The sequence below is a fragment of the Chryseobacterium culicis genome (genome assembly GCF_900108365.1).
In the GTDB taxonomy this organism is placed as follows: domain Bacteria; phylum Bacteroidota; class Bacteroidia; order Flavobacteriales; family Weeksellaceae; genus Chryseobacterium; species Chryseobacterium culicis.
Genome location: NZ_FNWQ01000004.1, coordinates 13,311 through 29,869, shown reverse-complemented (window position 1 = coordinate 29,869; position 16,559 = coordinate 13,311). Strand labels below are relative to the sequence as shown.

Below are 16,559 nucleotides of genomic sequence, written 5' to 3'. Positions count from 1 at the left end.
ATATGGCAAAAACCAACGATATTTCAGTTGAAGAAAAATTAAGAGCTTTATACGATTTACAGATCATTGATTCAAGATTGGATGAAATCCGAAATACTAGAGGAGAATTGCCAATTGAAGTTGAAGATCTTGAAATCGAGATTGAAGGACTTGAAAAAAGAGCTGAAAAATTTCATGCTGATATCAAAGATCAGGACGATCAGATCAAAACAAAGCATGAAGTGATTAACCATGCTAAAACTTTAATTGAGAAGTATAAATCTCAGCAGGATAATGTGAGAAACAACAAAGAGTTTGAAGCATTAGGGAAAGAAATAGAATTCCAGGATCTTGAAATTCAGCTTGCTGAAAAAAGAATTAAAGAATTCGGGGCTAAAATTGCTCATAAAAACGAAACTTTAGCTGAACTGAATGCAAAGATCGACGATTTAAAAAGCCACTTGAAATTCAAAAAAGAAGAATTGGATGGTTTGATCTCTGAAACTCAGAAAGAAGAAGAATATCTTCTTGAGCAGTCTAAAGAATTTGCAGCTAAAATTGATGAGAGATTATTGGCTTCTTACAACAGAATCAGAACCAACTCTATCAATGGTCTTGCTGTAGTAGGATTGGAAAGAGGAGCTCCGAAAGGATCTTTCTTTACAATTCCGCCTCAGAAGCAGATGGAAATTGCCCAGAGAAAGAAAATCATTATTGATGAGCATTCTGGGAAAATCCTTGTGGATGACGAATTGGTAATGGAAGAAAACGAAAAAATGAAAACGGTAATTAAATTCTAATTTCCGTTTTTACAACATACATAGCTGTTTCAGAAATGAGACAGCTTTTTTTATGTATTCAGCAGAAATAGACTATAATTCTGAGCCTGGCCGCAGGGCGTGCGTTCAATCAAAAAATCAAATCTTCATATTGGCTTAATAAAAAAACCGCTTCATTTGAAGCGGTTGATCTTTTATTCATGATGCTCGTACATCTTATTATACAAAGCGATAAATTTCTCTTTTACAGCTTTTCTTTTCAGTTTTAATGTGGGAGTAAGCAATCCGCTTTCAATGCTCCATACTTCAGGAGTGAGTTCAATCTTTTTGATTTTTTCCCAGTTTCCGAGATGTTCGTTGATGCCTTCAATTTCTTTTTCAATTCTTTGCTTGAGTTCGGAACTTTTTGCAATCTCTTCCGGGGTGGAACCGATGTTCAGGTTGTTTCTCTGAGCCCAGCTTTTAGCAAACTCGAAATCAGGCTGTACTAAGGCACACGGCATTTTTTCGCCATCACCTACCACCATAATCTGCTCAATAAATTTGGAAGCTTTTGCTAAATTTTCAATCGTTTGAGGAGCAATATATTTTCCTCCGGATGTCTTAAACATTTCTTTCTTACGGTCGGTAATCTGTAAAAATCCATCACTGTCGATATGACCGATATCTCCTGTCTTAAAGAATCCGTCCTCTGTGAACGCCTCTTTTGTCATTTCTTCATTCTGGAAATATCCTTTGAATACCGAAGGACCTTTTACCGTAATCTCACCGTCTTCCTGAATTTTAACCTTTAAATTATCCAAAGGAATTCCCACGGTTCCTACTTTCATTTTATCAAAGCTGTTGACAGAAATGACTGGAGAAGTCTCCGTTAAACCATATCCTTCCAAAATAGGAATACCGGCATTCTGGAACATCAGGTTAAGTCTTGTAGACAATGCCGCGGATCCCGAAACCAAAGTCACAATTTCACCACCTAAACCTTCTCTCCATTTGGAGAATACCAGTTTATCAGCAATCATTTCCTGAAGTCCGGATGGCTTTGATATGGTTTTCTTTTTGCTGATAAGATTCAGTGCCCAGAAGAATATTTTTGATTTCAATCCTCCGGCTGAAGATCCTGTATTGTAGATTTTATCATAAACTTTTTCTACCAGTCTGGGTACAACAGTCATATAATGTGGCTTCACTTCTTTTACGTTTTCGCCCATTTTCTCAATACTTTCAGCAAAATAAAGAGAAAAACCATTGTACTGGTAAAGGTAGAACAGCATTCTTTCAAAGATATGACAGATGGGAAGGAAGCTTAAAGCTCTTGCATCTTTATAATCAAAGCTTCTCTTTTTGGGGATTCTTGGGATTGCTCCCAGTATATTGGATACTATATTATTATGGGTAAGCATTACTCCCTTAGGTCTTCCTGTAGTCCCGGAAGTATAAATGATAGTAGCTAAATCCTCTGTATTGATGGCATTGGAAAGATCATCCACTTCAATCTGGGTAGATTCGTCTTTACCCAGGTCAAGAATTTCCCTCCAGTTAGCAGCTCCGCTGATATTGTCAAAAGTAAAGATTCCCTGCAGACTAGGAATATTATGCTTTACTTTCATTACTTTATTCAATAGCTCCTTATCAGAAACAAAACAGTACTGAATTTCAGCATTGTTGAAGATAAATTCATAATCCTCAGGAGAAATACTCGGATAAACCGGTACTGAAACCACTCCGATCTGAGAAAGTCCGAAATCCATAATAGCCCACTCTGTTCGGGAATTGGTGGTAATCAAAGCGATCTTGTCACCAGGCTTTATGCCCAGTTTCAACAGCCCTCTGGATATCTTATTTCCCTCATTAATAAACTCCTGCGTAGAAGTTTTTTTCCACTCACCCTGATACTTTGTTACGAACATATCCGTTTTAGGATATTTTTCTAAAGCATAGTGCGGTATATCGAATAATCTCTTGATCGTCATGATTTTTTACGTAATTTATAAAGAAACTTAAATATAAGCATTTTTTTTAATTGAAAACACTTGCATGTAATAATTAGAAATAAGTTAAATGCCTGCCATAATATTTTGAGGCAAAAAGTACAATGGAAGCCCTTTAAAACAGGATTCTGTATTTTCAGTTCTTGTTATATAAAAGGATTCTTTTCTCCTGATATTGTAGATTATTTCCATAACCTCGTATTTCAAATCCCTAGACATGCATCTGTGCTTATTAAACGATGCCTAAACGTACTTTTCTGTACCTTTTTCCTGCTTTCAATTTAATTTTTTCAGATTTGCTTAAAAAGTGTAAATTTACGGCCTATCTAATTATTTTTTTTATGGACTTTAATTTATCAGAAGAACAGCTGATGATTCAGCAGGCAGCAAGAGATTTTGCACAAAACGAACTATTACCAGAAGTGATTGAAAGAGACCGTGACCAGAAATTTCCTGCAGAACAGGTGAAGAAAATGGGAGAAATGGGACTTTTAGGAATGATGGTAGATCCAAAGTACGGAGGTGCAGGGATGGACAGCGTTTCTTATGTGCTGGCGATGGAGGAAATTGCAAAAATAGATGCTTCTGCAGCGGTTGTAATGTCCGTAAACAATTCATTGGTTTGTGCCGGTCTTGAAAAATTTGCTTCTGAAGAGCAAAAAGTGAAATATCTTACACCACTGGCAAGCGGTCAGGTAATAGGTGCATTTGCATTATCTGAGCCGGAAGCTGGTTCCGACGCTACTTCTCAGAAAACCACTGCGGAAGACAAAGGCGATTATTATCTTTTGAATGGGATCAAAAACTGGATCACCAATGGTGGAACAGCTACTTATTATATCGTCATTGCACAGACAGATCCTGAAAAAAAACATAAAGGGATCAATGCTTTCATCGTAGAAAGAGGTTGGGAAGGTTTTGAAATCGGACCGAAAGAAGACAAATTAGGAATCAGAGGAAGTGATACGCACTCTTTGATCTTTAACAATGTAAAAGTTCCAAAAGAAAACAGAATTGGTGAAGACGGATTTGGCTTCAATTTTGCAATGGCTGTATTGAATGGAGGAAGAATCGGAATTGCTTCTCAGGCTTTGGGAATTGCTTCCGGCGCCTACGAACTGGCATTGAAATATGCTAAGACAAGAAAAGCTTTCAAAACTGAAATCATCAACCACCAGGCTATTGCATTTAAATTGGCTGATATGGCTACTCAGATTACTGCTGCAAGAATGCTTTGCTTCAAGGCGGCATGTGAAAAAGATGCAGGGAAAGATATTTCTGAAAGCGGAGCAATGGCAAAATTATACTCTTCTCAGGTAGCAATGGATACTACAATTGAAGCAGTACAGATCCACGGTGGATACGGATATGTGAAAGAATATCACGTAGAAAGATTAATGAGAGATGCTAAAATCACTCAGATCTATGAAGGAACTTCTGAAATTCAAAAAATCGTGATCTCAAGAAGCATCGCAAAATAACATTTTATAAAACACACTACTTATGAAAAAATCTTTGTGGATCGTCCTCGGTGTCGTATTGCTGTTACTGGGGGTATTTGTCTGGTACAAGTATTATTTCGTTTTCGGAGAAGGCGTAAAATCCGGATATCTGAATTATGCTATGAAAAAAGGATATGTATTCAAAACCTATGAAGGTAAGCTGATTCAGGAAGGTTTCGGAAGCGGTAAAACAGGAACTATTACAAGCTACGAGTTTGAGTTTTCTGTAGATGACCCTGAAGTTTTCAAACAACTGGAAACAAACAGCGGAAAAACGTTTGACCTGCATTACAAAGAGTACAACGGTGCTCTGCCATGGAGAGGAAATACAAAATTTATCGTAGATAAAGTAGTGAATATGAAATAAAACAAATAAGGCTCTCATCTGAGGGCCTTATTTTACACCAAATCACAAAATATTAATATATGAAATAAAAATTTCCAAACTTATTGCGAATCTTGTCTTACGGTTAAGATTCTTTACATTTTGCTTCTACTTAAAGTTAAGAGGAATTTTTTTAATAAGCAAACTGTTTCTTTGAATATTTGCTAAAATTAAAAATTAGAATTGAAGTTCAATGCTAAACCTCATTAAAAAAAAATTAAAAATCTATCCTGGGGACGAATTGAAAAATTTAATGAGATCCTCTGTCAGAAATATCTGTTTTTCTCTTTTTATAAAAATAATACCCAATACCGGCAATCAGGAACAAAGGCCATAGCGGTAGAATAAACAGGAAAACAGAGGTAATTACATCCCAGCCGGATTCAATAGCTGCCAGGGATTTTCCGCCGAAAGTTGTAGGTTCTGCTTCTGTTTTTGCCAGGTCACTGATATTGACATTGATTGTACAGATCGTGTTATCTGCATAATTTCTTCCTGAAACCTGGATATCCTTCGTATCAATATCCGATACATTATCATTTATTGCATTCATTAAATCATCAAAATGCTGGATGGGAACCTTAATATCAAGGCTGTATACCTTCTGATCCTCTCTGTGTGGGCTGGCAGATTCCACATAAGACAGATTTTCACTTTTGATGTAGCCATTATTTCTGTTAGCTTCCTCTCTGATGATTTCCTTCACCGTTTCTGCGTTTTCGGCTTTTATGGAAAGGTATCCTGATTTTACCATTTTATCTTTGGGCATATTCAGTTCATAGCTGTCATTTTTAGGCTTATCTTTATAAATGATCCTGGTTTCTTTGATCACCTTTGGAGCAGAGGTCTTTACAATAACTTTTTCAGCTTTTTTCTCTGCAGAATCCTTTTTCTCTACTTTGGACTCCAGTTTTGTGCTGGCGATTTTATCAGATAAAGAATCTACCATTTTGGAAGTTTTTTCTATTTTCTGATGAATATCGTTGCCGGTATCTTCAAAATCTTTTATTTTAATACTGGCAGAATCCATCATCTGGCCTGCTGTTGTACTTGCATTGTCAATAGTCTCCGTAACCACCGCTGCAGCGCTGTCAGCAGTCTGAACTGCTTCCTGAAGCTTATCCTGTGAAGTTTCTCCTTTTTTACACATAATGAAAGTGCTGGATACAGCAGCGAGTAATATGAACTTTTTCATAACATTAATTTTTTTGATGAAGTAAAATTAGAAGGGAAGTTCTTGTAAAGATTGTAAATGAAATGTATTGTGCTGGTAAAATGCTAACTCTTCTATTTTCAGGGTTTTGTATTTGTTTTACAAAAAATTTACAAAGTGTTTTTACGTTTTAAAGGATCGGAACTGCGTAAAAGCTCTGTGTTTTTCTAAATTCTAAAGGTTTCCATCCTCTTGAGTGTGTCGTAAATTCGGAGATTTTTTGATGCGGCGGCTTCCGGCAGCGTATCATCAAAAAATCCGCAGAAAATTTCTGCGGATTTATATTGAAAACAAGTTCGCTTTCTGGCGATTTTGTCTTTTATTTCTTAATTTTCTCTGAATTCACTGATGAAGTGTAATTTCACGTTCGGGAATTTTTCCTGTGTCATGTGAATCGTGAAAGAAGAATCTGCAAGGAATACCAGTTGATTGTATTTGTCTCTTGCCAGGAATCTCTGTTTTAATCTGGCAAATTCCTTGAATTCTTCAGATTTTTCGTCAGCTTCGACCCAGCAGGCTTTATGCATGGAAAGCGGTTCATAAGTACATTTTGCGCCATATTCATGTTCAAGACGGTACTGGATTACTTCATACTGAAGCGCTCCCACAGTTCCGATGATCTTTCTTCCGTTCATCTCAAGCGTGAATAGCTGTGCAACCCCCTCATCCATAAGCTGATCAATACCTTTGGCCAATTGCTTAGCCTTTAAAGGATCATTATTGTTAATATAACGGAAATGTTCAGGAGAGAAGCTTGGAATACCTTTAAAGCTTAATTTTTCTCCACCTGTAAGCGTATCTCCGATTCTGAAACTTCCGGTATCATGTAAACCTACAATATCTCCAGGGAAGCTTTCTTCTACCACCTCTTTTTTATCCGCAAAGAATGCATTAGGAGAGGAGAATTTCATTTTCTTACCTTCTCTTACCAGTAAATAATTTTCGTTTCTTTTGAAGGTTCCTGAGACGATTTTTACGAAGGCAAGTCTGTCTCTGTGTTTAGGATCCATATTCGCATGAATTTTGAAAACGAATCCTGTGAAAGTGCTTTCTTCAGGTTTTACCAGGCGGGTATCGCTTTCTTTAGGCTGCGGCATTGGAGCAATATCAATGAATGCATCCAATAGTTCGCGTACTCCAAAGTTATTTAAAGCAGAACCGAAAAACACAGGCTGAAGATCTCCTTTCATATAGTCTTCACGGTTAAATTCAGGATATACAGACTGTATCAGATCAAGTTCTTCTCTCAGCGTTTTTGCTGCTTTTTCACCAATAACCTCATCAATAGACGTGTCATTAATGTCATCAAACTTAATAGAATCTCCAACTTTCTGCTTTTTCTCCTCCAGGAACAACTGGATATTGTTTTCCCAGATGTTATAAATTCCCTGGAAGTCGCTTCCCATACCAATTGGCAGAGAAAGAGGGCAAACGGTTAATCCCAGTTTTTGTTCTACTTCGTCCAAAAGATCAAAAGCATCTTTACCCTCTCGGTCCAGCTTATTGATGAATACCAACATCGGAATGTTTCTCATTCTACAAACCTGAACCAGTTTTTCAGTTTGTTCCTCAACCCCTTTTGCAACGTCAATAACTACAATTACAGAATCTACAGCAGTTAATGTTCTGTAAGTATCTTCAGCAAAGTCCTTGTGACCTGGCGTGTCGAGAATGTTGATTTTATGGTCTCTATATTCAAAAGCCAATACAGATGTAGCTACAGAGATCCCTCTCTGTCTTTCGATTTCCATAAAGTCGGAGGTCGCTCCTTTTTTTATTTTGTTGGATTTTACCGCACCCGCTTCCTGAATAGCCCCTCCGAAAAGAAGTAACTTTTCTGTAAGAGTTGTTTTTCCGGCATCCGGGTGGGAAATGATCCCGAAGGTCTTTCTTTTTTGTATTTCTTTGATTAAGTCTGACATATCGTATTTTGAAGTTGCAAAAATCGGGATTTTTTGCGAGGTTTTCAAATTTAAATTAAAACAATACTCAATAGCCTTCAGTGTCTGCAGGAGGATATGTTTGACCCATGCAGAGATCATATGTTAAATGGGGTAAATGAAAATTCAAGAAATTGCAGGATTAATCTTTACTATTTATGGTTGTAACATTTACAAATAGATTTTTTTTCATCAAACAAATGATATTTCGTTACAGCAGTGAATTATTTTATGAACAGCCTTTGATGATCTTAAAAATTCCTTTATTATTGCATCGTTAAACACACAAATTTCAAATGATGATTAAAAGAGATTTCTACCATCTAGGGGGAAAAATATGCCTTTTCTTCTCTATACTTTTGATATTTTCATGCAATAATGAAGATGTTGAATATTCAGATTCTAAAAACGAAGCAGTTCAGCCTTCACCGTATAATCATTTTATTACATCACCTGTAGATCAGCTGTATCAGCTTTGTCCGACAGGGGATATGGCTTGCCAGAATGACATGAGCTTAACCATACAAACAGTTGACTTCTTCAAATCTTTGGGCCCTAAGAATTCTTTATTGGGAAGTTATAATACTATTTTTTATACGGCCAGAAAATATCTTTTGGAGCATGAATTTTCTGATGAAGCACAATTATTTCTTTCCGATAAACTCAGTTTTTTGGCAGAATGGAACAAAACACAGGACAATTCCACCCCTGAAAAACAAATAGAAAAACTGGAATTTATACACTCTTCGCTGCAATATTTTATTGACAATCCTGCCACAACAAACGAACAGTTTAAAGAGCTTTTTATGTAAGCCATCTAAAGAAAAGGAGTTCAGGATTTAAAGTCAATCAAATGATTATTTTAAACAAGAGGATAAAGAGGTAAAGTAATCCTGCACCAGCCATCAGAAAAATAAAGATCATCACATATTCAAATGTTCCCAATCCTTTTCTGAGAGGCTTGTCCGAGGTAAGATAATACTGATCTATTGTCTTTGAAGCTATTTCCAGATCCGGACGAAAGTATTGGATACCTTTTAAAAAATGACGGTACAGCTCATATTGGTTGCTAAGGATCATTAATTCAAAATTAAAATCTACAGCAGCGGGTATCGTTTTGCCTGATTCATTTTTCAGATAGATCTGCAGTGTTGTTTTGCTGTATTTTAAAGTCTGCGTACTGTAGACGTATACGTCTGCTGTTGTGTTTAAAGCAGGACGGAGATCATCATACAATACCGTTCCGGTAACCTCATTGCGGTAATTGTAAAAAATAGCTCCGTTTTCATTAATAATAACTTTTCTTACTTTCTCTTTTCTTTTGTACATCAAACCTTTTATCAATGCCAGACAGCATAGTATGAGAATACTCTGGGCAAAAATGAGAATACCTATAATCGTAATATCATTTTTTAGATACCTTCCGAAGCTATGATAGATGTTTTCAAAAACTACCGCAATGATCACCATAATCAGGACAGCCACGATCCACATGAGGCCTGTTAAAAGCCATGTGACAGGCTTATTGATTTTAGATTCTATACTCTGGAATTTTTCGGTCATATTAATTCATGGTTTAGCTAATGAGAAAAACAATTCCGATAATAGCTGCTGTCATCAGCAATGCTGCCAGAATAAGCAGCCAGCCTCCTGGTGAAATACCTTTTCTGCTGACTTTCCAGGTTTCTGTATCAATTGAATACCCCCGGAAAACCATCGGATCTATTTTTAAATCCGGACGGAAAATAGTAATTCCACGGAAAAACTGTGCATACAGCGTAAATTTATTTTTTATGATCTTACGAGGAAGATTCATGTCAATACGTTGAGTGGTTTCCTTCTTTTTATCTTTTTGTAAAGTCACTTCCACCATCGGTACAATTCCCGACCCCGCAGGATTTACGGTGTAAATATCAAAATCCCGTCGTGAAGACCGAAGTTCTGAATACAGTATCTGATCTGTTATCTCGTTTTTCGAATCATAAAATAAAAGTCCGGTTTCATCAACTACAATTTTATATGCTGTCTTTTTTCTCCTGATGATATAGCAGAGGGCAGGAATTAAAATTAGCAATGAAATTCCCCAGGAAAGCAGGGCTGGATAAAGCATGGCTTCAAATCCTCTTTTATAAATTCCGTAAACAGGTCCCAAAATGAAAAGTAAACTAAAAAGAATAAAGAGTGCAAACAAAAGAGCATTCAGAATAAGGGTTGCAGACAAATGGGTTGCAGACTCAACTCTTTGGAACGGAGATTCAGTATTCATTTTGTGAAGTTTCATGGATAAAGGGACTAAAATAAGAAATTCCTTTTTTAGTTGCCCGTAGCAGTCAAAAAAATTATCTTTGTTTCTGATAAATTTTTTACAGATAAAGGATGGAAAATAGCAAATATCCTAAGTTTACTTTCACATGGTTGGGCGGTGTTACTTTGGTGGTTGGATTATTCGTGGGAACAATGGCTGTTTCTTTATTCAATACTTTTTGGAAAGTTGTTTTCAAAGAAAATCTTGAGCTTAAAGACTGGTTTATTATGCTGGCAAATTCTGCAGGATTTCTTACTGCTATTGCCTTTTTTGATTTTTTTATTGTAAGACGCACTACCCAAAAGAAGCTTAACTTCAATGTGTCCTCAGTCAACTTTTCCACCTATCTTCTTATATTTCCGATGATGGCAGGGATGATGTTTATTTCTGAATTTGTTGCCGCTCAGATTCCTACTACGGGACCTTTTTTTGGTGAATTTTATGAGTATTTCACCAAACTGATGAGCCAGCTGACCGATAATCCTGTGGTAATGATCATGATGACCGTGATTATGGCTCCTGTTTTTGAGGAAATTGTATTCAGAGGAATTATCCAGAAAGGATTAATGAATAAAGGAGTAAAACCCTGGAAAGCTATTTTGTACGCCTCCATTATTTTTGGAGTGGTTCACGGCAATCCATGGCAGTTCATCAGTGCAGTGATGCTGGGAGGTGTGCTGGGACTTGTATATTATAAAACAAAATCTTTACTGATGCCGATATTGCTGCATGCGTTTAATAATTTAACCCTCTCGCTGTTAGTACTGTATGGTAAAGATGAAAGTTTTGCAAAAGTTCTGCATATTTCAGAATGGCTGGTTCTGGCATCAGGAATTGTGCTTTTCTCGTTATTCTACTATCTGTTTATGAAAAAGTATAAAGTACATTATGCTGAAATGTAATCAGTCTGGACAAAAAAAGTAAAATTGAAAAAGAATATAGAAATGGAATTATTAGTCGCTACACACAACGAACATAAAAAAGAAGAAATCCAACAGATCCTGGGAAGTGATTGTGTGGTGAAAAGTCTTACCGATTATAACATTCACGAAGAAATTGTGGAAGATGGAGATTCTTTTCATGCCAATGCTCTTATTAAAGCAAAATATTGTTTTGAGAAAACAGGAATTCCAAGCCTGGGAGATGACAGTGGTCTGGTAGTAGAATCTTTAGATGGGAGACCGGGAATTTTTTCTGCCCGTTACGCCGGAGACCATGATTTTGCAAAAAATATTGAGAAGGTTTTGGAAGAAATGCAGGGAATTGAAAACAGAAAAGCATATTTTATAACGGTTCTGTGCTATTATGACGAAAACGGAGCCCAATATTTTGAAGGCAGAGTACACGGAAATTTACTGACGGAAAATAAAGGCTTCAAAGGATTCGGGTATGATCCTATTTTTGTTCCTGAAGGATATGACAGAACCTTCGCTGAAATGGAACCTGCAGACAAAAACAAAATCAGCCACCGTAAACAGGCCTTAGATTTATTCATGGATTTTTTAAAAGTAACTGATTAGATTTAAATATTAAAGCTAAAACATCCATTTAGATTTTCTGTCGTACATTTGTTATCATAAATTATTGATTTGAGTACTTATTTAACAATATTAGGCTTTAACTCTGCTATTCCAACGATTAACACATCACCTACAGCCCAGCTGCTGGAAATGGAAGAAAGACTCTTCCTGATTGATTGTGGAGAAGGTACACAGGTGCAGCTTAGGAAAGCAAAAGCAAGATTTTCAAAAATCAATCATATTTTTATTTCCCATCTTCATGGGGATCACTGCTTCGGGCTGCCGGGGCTTATTGCTTCTTTCCGTCTTTTAGGAAGAGAAACTCCTTTGCATGTGTATGGTCCGAAGGGAATTAAAAAGATGCTCGAAACCATTTTTCAGATTACGGAAACCCACCGCGGTTTTGAAGTAATATATCACGAGCTGGATAAAGATTATTCGGAAAAAATATATGAAGACAACAGAATAGAGGTTTATACTATTCCTTTGGATCACAGGATTTACTGTAACGGCTATCTTTTTAAGGAAAAACCAAAAGACAGGCACCTTAATATGAAAGAGATTGCCAAATACAGCGAGATTGAAACCTGCGATTATCACAATATTAAAGCAGGGAAGGATTTTGTGCTGAGTGATGGATATGTTCTTAAAAATGAAGTTCTGACACTGGAGCCTGCTCCGTCCGTATCTTATGCATTTTGCAGTGATACCCGCTACCTTGAAAGTGTAATCCCGATTATTAAAAATGTAACCGTTCTTTATCATGAAGCAACATTTTTACATGATCTGAAGGAAATGGCTGATTATACAGGCCACACTACCGCACTGGAAGCAGCTACGATCGCTCAGAAAGCCCAGGTGGGAAAGCTTATTTTAGGACATTTTTCCAACAGATATGGAGACCTGACCGTATTTACCGATGAAGCCAGAAATATTTTCCCTAACACGTTTTTACCGAAAGCGCTGGAAAGTGTAAAGATTTAAAATAAATATGCTGAAATTTGACGAACTGAAAGATTTTCTTAATGAAAAAGCAGATCAGTACAATGCACCCGATTTTATTGAAAATGACCCGATACAGATTCCTCACCGTTTTTCTTTAAAACAGGATATCGAAATAGCAGGATTTCTTGCAGCTACCATTTCCTGGGGAAACAGAAAGTCTATTATTAATTCCGCAGATAAAATGCTGGACATTATGGGAAATTCTCCTTATGACTTTGTGATGAACTATTCGGAGAACGATCTTAAAAATATTCAGGATAAAAGCATTCACAGAACGTTTAATGGGCAGGATTTTTCCTATTTCATCAGACAGTTCCACAGAATTTATAAAGAAAATGACAGCCTGGAAAGCTTATTTAAAGTAAAAGAAGAAGAAAATAGCTTTCTTCACGCTATAGAAAGATTCAGAATCGGGTTTCTGGAAACAGAAAAACACAGAAGTCATAAGCATATTAGCTCACCTTATAAAAATTCTTCTGCCAAAAGGATTATTATGTTTTTGAGGTGGATGGTGCGTAAAGATAAAAGGGGAGTAGACTTTGGAATCTGGGAAAATATAGATCAGAAAAATCTCTCTATTCCTTTGGATGTGCATACCGGAAATATCTCCAGAAAGCTGGGGCTGATTTCCAGAACGCAGAACGACTGGAAAACAGTGGAAGAACTGGATATTGCCATCAGGAAATTTGATGAAAAAGACCCCGCAAAATATGATTTTGCATTGTTTGGATTAGGCGTTACAAAAGAGCTGTTTTAAAAAAAATAAAGGATGAAAAAATATAACGAAAAAACAGAAGTTCTTGAAAAAATAGCAGACAGCATTACATCATGGATAGGCTCTATTCAGTCACTGATTGTGCATACCCTGCTTTTTCTCACTTCATTTTTGCTTCCGATGCTGAATGTTGTTGATTTTGATAAAATGCTTCTTATTCTTACAACAGTACTTTCTCTGGAAGCTATCTACCTGGCAATTTTTATTCAGATGTCTGTTAACAAAAGCCATGAGAAAATTGAAGATATCCAGGAAGATATTGAAGATATTCAGGAAGATATCGAGGAAATCAGTGAGGATATTGAAGAGATCAGTGAAGATATAGAGGAGATTAATGAAGATATAGAAGACATCCAGGAAGACATTGAAGAGATCAGTGAAGATATTGAAGAAATTAATGAGGATGAAGATGAAGAAGATCACAATGAAAGAGCTAAAAATGTAATGCTGAAAAGCAATGTAAGCTCCAACAAAAACGAAATAAAAGCCCTGAAAGATATTATTTCCCAATTGCAGGGTGAGATTGAGCAATTGAAAAAAGAAGATAAATAACCGGAATAACGGTAATGAAAAGAAAGCCAGATCAACATGTTGATCTGGCTTTCTTTTAAGATAAATGTCTGATTAGATAATTATGGAAAATGTAATAATAAGAAAAATTCATTGTGAATGTAGAAGACGAATGAGAAAATAGTGGCAAGCCGGAATATATTAGTACAATTATTTTTGCTACATTTGAACAAATGAAAACAAAATGTTAATTTATAGACTAAAAAACTATTTTTTCCTTTTTTCTTTTTTATTGATTTCTGTTTCTGCATTTTCTCAAACGAGACCAGTCAGAAAATCAGAGAAGATAAAGCCTTCTGCTGCTGCTCTTAGAGCCGGAGCATTTATAGACGTAAATGTACCTCCTTATACCCCATCAAACTATACTCCCGAGCAATTGGTGAAGAATATTTTGATCAACGGCGGTACCAATTGTACAACAGCCAATGTAACCAATGTTACCGTATCTCCTAATCATGATGTGACGAACAGCAACAGATTCTGGGGATATTTCCATAAAGGGACCACAAACTTTCCTTTTACTGATGGTATTGTTCTTACTACAGGATATGCCTCGGAAGCGGGTAACAGCTATGTAGCCGCTGTCGGTCAGTCTGTAGGCACAGGAAGTGACGCAGATCTTGTAGCCGCTACAGGAGCAACGGTAAGTTTAACAGATGCTGTAGCACTTGAGTTTGACTTCGTCCCGAATTCCAATCAGGTAAAATTTAATTATATATTCGTTTCGGATGAATATACCTCCAATTATCCTTGTACCGGATATTCCGATGCGTTTGCACTTTTGCTGAAGAAAGTGGGGGATCCTACCTATACTAATCTTGCCATATTACCGGGAGGGGCAGGACCTGTAAGTGCTACCAATATTGTTCCGGCAGGAAATGGATTCAGCTGTGGACCTATCAACGCAGGTTATTTCGGAGCTTTGGCCAATCCGCATCTTGTTATCAATTATTTCGGAAGAACAACACCGTTAACTGCCGTTGCAGACGTAATTCCAGGGCAGACGTATCATTTTAAAATGGTACTGGCAGATGCAAAAGATCCTTCCCATGATTCTGCAGTATTCCTGGAAGGCGGCTCTTTTGACGTGGGAATTAAAATTGTAGATGAAGCAGGAGTTGTTTTGCCAGGCAGCATCAATATGTGCGACAATACACCAAAACAGTTGAAAGCACAGGTAGCAGCTATTCCGGGAATGACTTATCAATGGTATAAAGATGGAGTTGCCATTCCGGGAGCAACCAGTGCTGTTTATACTGCTAACCAGCCGGGAGTATACACTGTGAAAGTCATGGTTCCCGGAAATCAGTGCCCTGGTGAAGCAACCATTACCATTATCGGAGGAACAAGTCCTACATTACAAAATGCAGAGCTTAAGCTTTGTACAACACCTACAATCACCACTTTCAATTTAGAAACAGCAAAACCTCTAATCAGCACAACGCAGGGAGCGGTATTCCGTTTCTATGCCAATCAGGCTGATGCGCAGGCTCAGAATAACAGCTATATCACCAATCTGACCAATTATACAGGAACCGATGGACAAATATTATACGTACTGGTTTCTAACGGAGCTTTTTGCAGCAAAATAGCAACCTTAACATTAAGAAAAGAAGAAACGCCAACAGCTCTGGTTACAGCACCAAGATTAAAAATCTGTGCCGGAGAATCTGTATTGCTTACCGCTACAGGCGGAGTAACCTATCAATGGAATGATTCCACTGCTGCTACAGGAGGAATAAGAACGGTAAGTCCTACTCAGACCACTACCTATACAGTATATGCTATCGGGGCACAGGGATGTAAATCTTTACAGCCGGCCCGTATTACCATTGAAGTAGTGCCAGCTATTGTTTCCAACTTAAAAGGGGGGCATATCTGTCAGGGGGATAAAATTATTTTAGATGCAGGTTCAGGGCCTAATTATACTTACCAGTGGAGCTCGGGAGAAACAAGTCAGAGCATTACGGTGGGAACTCCGGGAGAATATTCAGTAACGATTAGCAATGGGGTGTGTTCTAAAGAGTTCAAAACACAGGTGATCAAAGCGGTAATTCCGGAAGTAATCAAAGTAGATTACAGCGAAAACGGAACAATGATCCTTACTGCAAGTAATCCAAGTAACGGTATCCTTGAATATTCAGTAGACAACGGAGTTACATGGCAGTCTTCCAATATATTTAACAATGTTCCTAAAAATAAAGTAATTGCGATCAGAGTAAGAGTTAAATACACTAGCTGTGTGGGCTTCCTTGAATTTTTCACATTCGTAATGAAAAATGTCATTACGCCAAATGGAGACAACGTTAATGATATTATAGATTTCAGTGGAGTGGTTAATTATAAAGACTTCAGCGGACAGGTTTTTGACCGTTACGGAAGAGAAGTGTTCAAAGCAGAGAAGATAAGACCGTATTGGGATGGATATTTCCAGGGTAAAAAACTTCCTACTTCTACCTACTGGTATCAGGTAACTTTCGAAGATCCTGCCAGTAAAGAAATCACGGTGAAAACCGGATGGATATTGCTTAAAAATATAGAATAATTTAAAGCATATTAAATAATATTAGAAAGACTGGCTATTTTAGTCAGTCT

15 protein-coding genes are annotated in these 16,559 nt (G+C 37.1%); 10 read left to right on the top strand and 5 right to left on the bottom strand.

The window, feature by feature from the left end:
* Nucleotides 1-2 precede the first annotated feature (2 nt).
* Nucleotides 3-779: a zinc ribbon domain-containing protein gene (locus tag BLW74_RS15225; protein ID WP_089693653.1), complete on the top strand. Its 777-nt coding sequence runs from the start codon at nucleotides 3-5 to the stop codon at nucleotides 777-779.
* 173 nt (nucleotides 780-952) lie between these two features.
* Here BLW74_RS15225 and BLW74_RS15220 read toward each other — a convergent pair whose 3' ends face one another.
* The gene (locus tag BLW74_RS15220; RefSeq protein WP_089693651.1) at nucleotides 953-2,731 is read right to left on the bottom strand and encodes an AMP-dependent synthetase/ligase; all 1,779 of its coding nucleotides are present in this window, start codon (nucleotides 2,729-2,731) and stop codon (nucleotides 953-955) included.
* Between the two features lie 359 nt (nucleotides 2,732-3,090).
* On the opposite strand from BLW74_RS15220, the gene BLW74_RS15215 reads away from it, so the two are divergent.
* Entirely contained in the window at nucleotides 3,091-4,230 is a 1,140-nt protein-coding gene (locus tag BLW74_RS15215) for an acyl-CoA dehydrogenase (RefSeq protein WP_089694150.1), read from the top strand.
* 22 nt (nucleotides 4,231-4,252) lie between these two features.
* The gene (locus BLW74_RS15210; protein WP_089693649.1) at nucleotides 4,253-4,618 is read left to right on the top strand and encodes a hypothetical protein; all 366 of its coding nucleotides are present in this window, start codon (nucleotides 4,253-4,255) and stop codon (nucleotides 4,616-4,618) included.
* A gap of 268 nt (nucleotides 4,619-4,886) precedes the next feature.
* Here the strand turns inward: BLW74_RS15210 and BLW74_RS15205 are convergent, their stop codons facing one another.
* Nucleotides 4,887-5,831, bottom strand: a complete 945-nt coding sequence (locus tag BLW74_RS15205) for a DUF4349 domain-containing protein (protein WP_089693647.1) — start codon at nucleotides 5,829-5,831, stop codon at nucleotides 4,887-4,889.
* A 344-nt stretch (nucleotides 5,832-6,175) separates the two neighbouring features.
* Nucleotides 6,176-7,771 carry a peptide chain release factor 3 gene (locus BLW74_RS15200; RefSeq protein WP_089694148.1) on the bottom strand — a complete coding sequence of 532 codons (1,596 nt, stop codon included), beginning with the start codon at nucleotides 7,769-7,771 and terminating at the stop codon, nucleotides 6,176-6,178.
* Between the two features lie 314 nt (nucleotides 7,772-8,085).
* On the opposite strand from BLW74_RS15200, the gene BLW74_RS15195 reads away from it, so the two are divergent.
* Nucleotides 8,086-8,601, top strand: coding sequence for a hypothetical protein (locus BLW74_RS15195; protein WP_089693645.1), 516 nt, complete (start codon nucleotides 8,086-8,088; stop codon nucleotides 8,599-8,601).
* 37 nt (nucleotides 8,602-8,638) lie between these two features.
* Here the strand turns inward: BLW74_RS15195 and BLW74_RS15190 are convergent, their stop codons facing one another.
* Both BLW74_RS15190 and BLW74_RS15185 read right to left on the bottom strand, forming a co-directional pair.
* Nucleotides 8,639-9,352 carry a hypothetical protein gene (locus BLW74_RS15190; RefSeq protein ID WP_089693643.1) on the bottom strand — a complete coding sequence of 238 codons (714 nt, stop codon included), beginning with the start codon at nucleotides 9,350-9,352 and terminating at the stop codon, nucleotides 8,639-8,641.
* A gap of 13 nt (nucleotides 9,353-9,365) precedes the next feature.
* Nucleotides 9,366-10,055 (bottom strand): hypothetical protein, encoded by a 690-nt coding sequence (locus BLW74_RS15185; RefSeq protein WP_139265749.1) that lies wholly within the window; start codon nucleotides 10,053-10,055, stop codon nucleotides 9,366-9,368.
* Nucleotides 10,056-10,165: 110 nt separating this feature from the next.
* On the opposite strand from BLW74_RS15185, the gene BLW74_RS15180 reads away from it, so the two are divergent.
* The 6 genes from BLW74_RS15180 to BLW74_RS15155 all read left to right on the top strand — a co-directional run bounded on the left by BLW74_RS15180 (nucleotide 10,166) and on the right by BLW74_RS15155 (nucleotide 16,509).
* Nucleotides 10,166-10,996, top strand: coding sequence for a CPBP family intramembrane glutamic endopeptidase (locus tag BLW74_RS15180; RefSeq protein ID WP_089693640.1), 831 nt, complete (start codon nucleotides 10,166-10,168; stop codon nucleotides 10,994-10,996).
* A 42-nt stretch (nucleotides 10,997-11,038) separates the two neighbouring features.
* Nucleotides 11,039-11,614, top strand: coding sequence for an RdgB/HAM1 family non-canonical purine NTP pyrophosphatase (gene rdgB, locus BLW74_RS15175; protein ID WP_394331234.1), 576 nt, complete (start codon nucleotides 11,039-11,041; stop codon nucleotides 11,612-11,614).
* Nucleotides 11,615-11,683: 69 nt separating this feature from the next.
* Nucleotides 11,684-12,598, top strand: coding sequence for a ribonuclease Z (locus BLW74_RS15170; protein ID WP_089693638.1), 915 nt, complete (start codon nucleotides 11,684-11,686; stop codon nucleotides 12,596-12,598).
* Nucleotides 12,599-12,605: 7 nt separating this feature from the next.
* The gene (locus BLW74_RS15165; protein WP_167358440.1) at nucleotides 12,606-13,376 is read left to right on the top strand and encodes a TIGR02757 family protein; all 771 of its coding nucleotides are present in this window, start codon (nucleotides 12,606-12,608) and stop codon (nucleotides 13,374-13,376) included.
* Nucleotides 13,377-13,388: 12 nt separating this feature from the next.
* Complete coding sequence (locus tag BLW74_RS15160; RefSeq protein WP_089693636.1) at nucleotides 13,389-13,946, top strand: DUF1003 domain-containing protein; 558 nt, start codon at nucleotides 13,389-13,391, stop codon at nucleotides 13,944-13,946.
* Between the two features lie 202 nt (nucleotides 13,947-14,148).
* Entirely contained in the window at nucleotides 14,149-16,509 is a 2,361-nt protein-coding gene (locus tag BLW74_RS15155; protein WP_089693634.1) for a choice-of-anchor L domain-containing protein, read from the top strand.
* Nucleotides 16,510-16,559 lie beyond the last annotated feature (50 nt).

Coding starts and splice junctions, on each gene's coding strand:
- BLW74_RS15225 (WP_089693653.1), top strand. CDS start 3: ATGGCAAAAACCAACGATATTTCAGTTGAAGAAAAATTAAGAGCTTTA.
- BLW74_RS15155 (WP_089693634.1), top strand. CDS start 14,149: ATGTTAATTTATAGACTAAAAAACTATTTTTTCCTTTTTTCTTTTTTA.
- BLW74_RS15215 (WP_089694150.1), top strand. CDS start 3,091: ATGGACTTTAATTTATCAGAAGAACAGCTGATGATTCAGCAGGCAGCA.
- BLW74_RS15180 (WP_089693640.1), top strand. CDS start 10,166: ATGGAAAATAGCAAATATCCTAAGTTTACTTTCACATGGTTGGGCGGT.
- BLW74_RS15210 (WP_089693649.1), top strand. CDS start 4,253: ATGAAAAAATCTTTGTGGATCGTCCTCGGTGTCGTATTGCTGTTACTG.
- BLW74_RS15200 (WP_089694148.1), bottom strand. CDS start 7,771: ATGTCAGACTTAATCAAAGAAATACAAAAAAGAAAGACCTTCGGGATC.
- BLW74_RS15220 (WP_089693651.1), bottom strand. CDS start 2,731: ATGACGATCAAGAGATTATTCGATATACCGCACTATGCTTTAGAAAAA.
- BLW74_RS15205 (WP_089693647.1), bottom strand. CDS start 5,831: ATGAAAAAGTTCATATTACTCGCTGCTGTATCCAGCACTTTCATTATG.
- BLW74_RS15190 (WP_089693643.1), bottom strand. CDS start 9,352: ATGACCGAAAAATTCCAGAGTATAGAATCTAAAATCAATAAGCCTGTC.
- rdgB (WP_394331234.1), top strand. CDS start 11,039: ATGGAATTATTAGTCGCTACACACAACGAACATAAAAAAGAAGAAATC.
- BLW74_RS15185 (WP_139265749.1), bottom strand. CDS start 10,055: ATGAATACTGAATCTCCGTTCCAAAGAGTTGAGTCTGCAACCCATTTG.
- BLW74_RS15195 (WP_089693645.1), top strand. CDS start 8,086: ATGATGATTAAAAGAGATTTCTACCATCTAGGGGGAAAAATATGCCTT.
- BLW74_RS15165 (WP_167358440.1), top strand. CDS start 12,606: ATGCTGAAATTTGACGAACTGAAAGATTTTCTTAATGAAAAAGCAGAT.
- BLW74_RS15160 (WP_089693636.1), top strand. CDS start 13,389: ATGAAAAAATATAACGAAAAAACAGAAGTTCTTGAAAAAATAGCAGAC.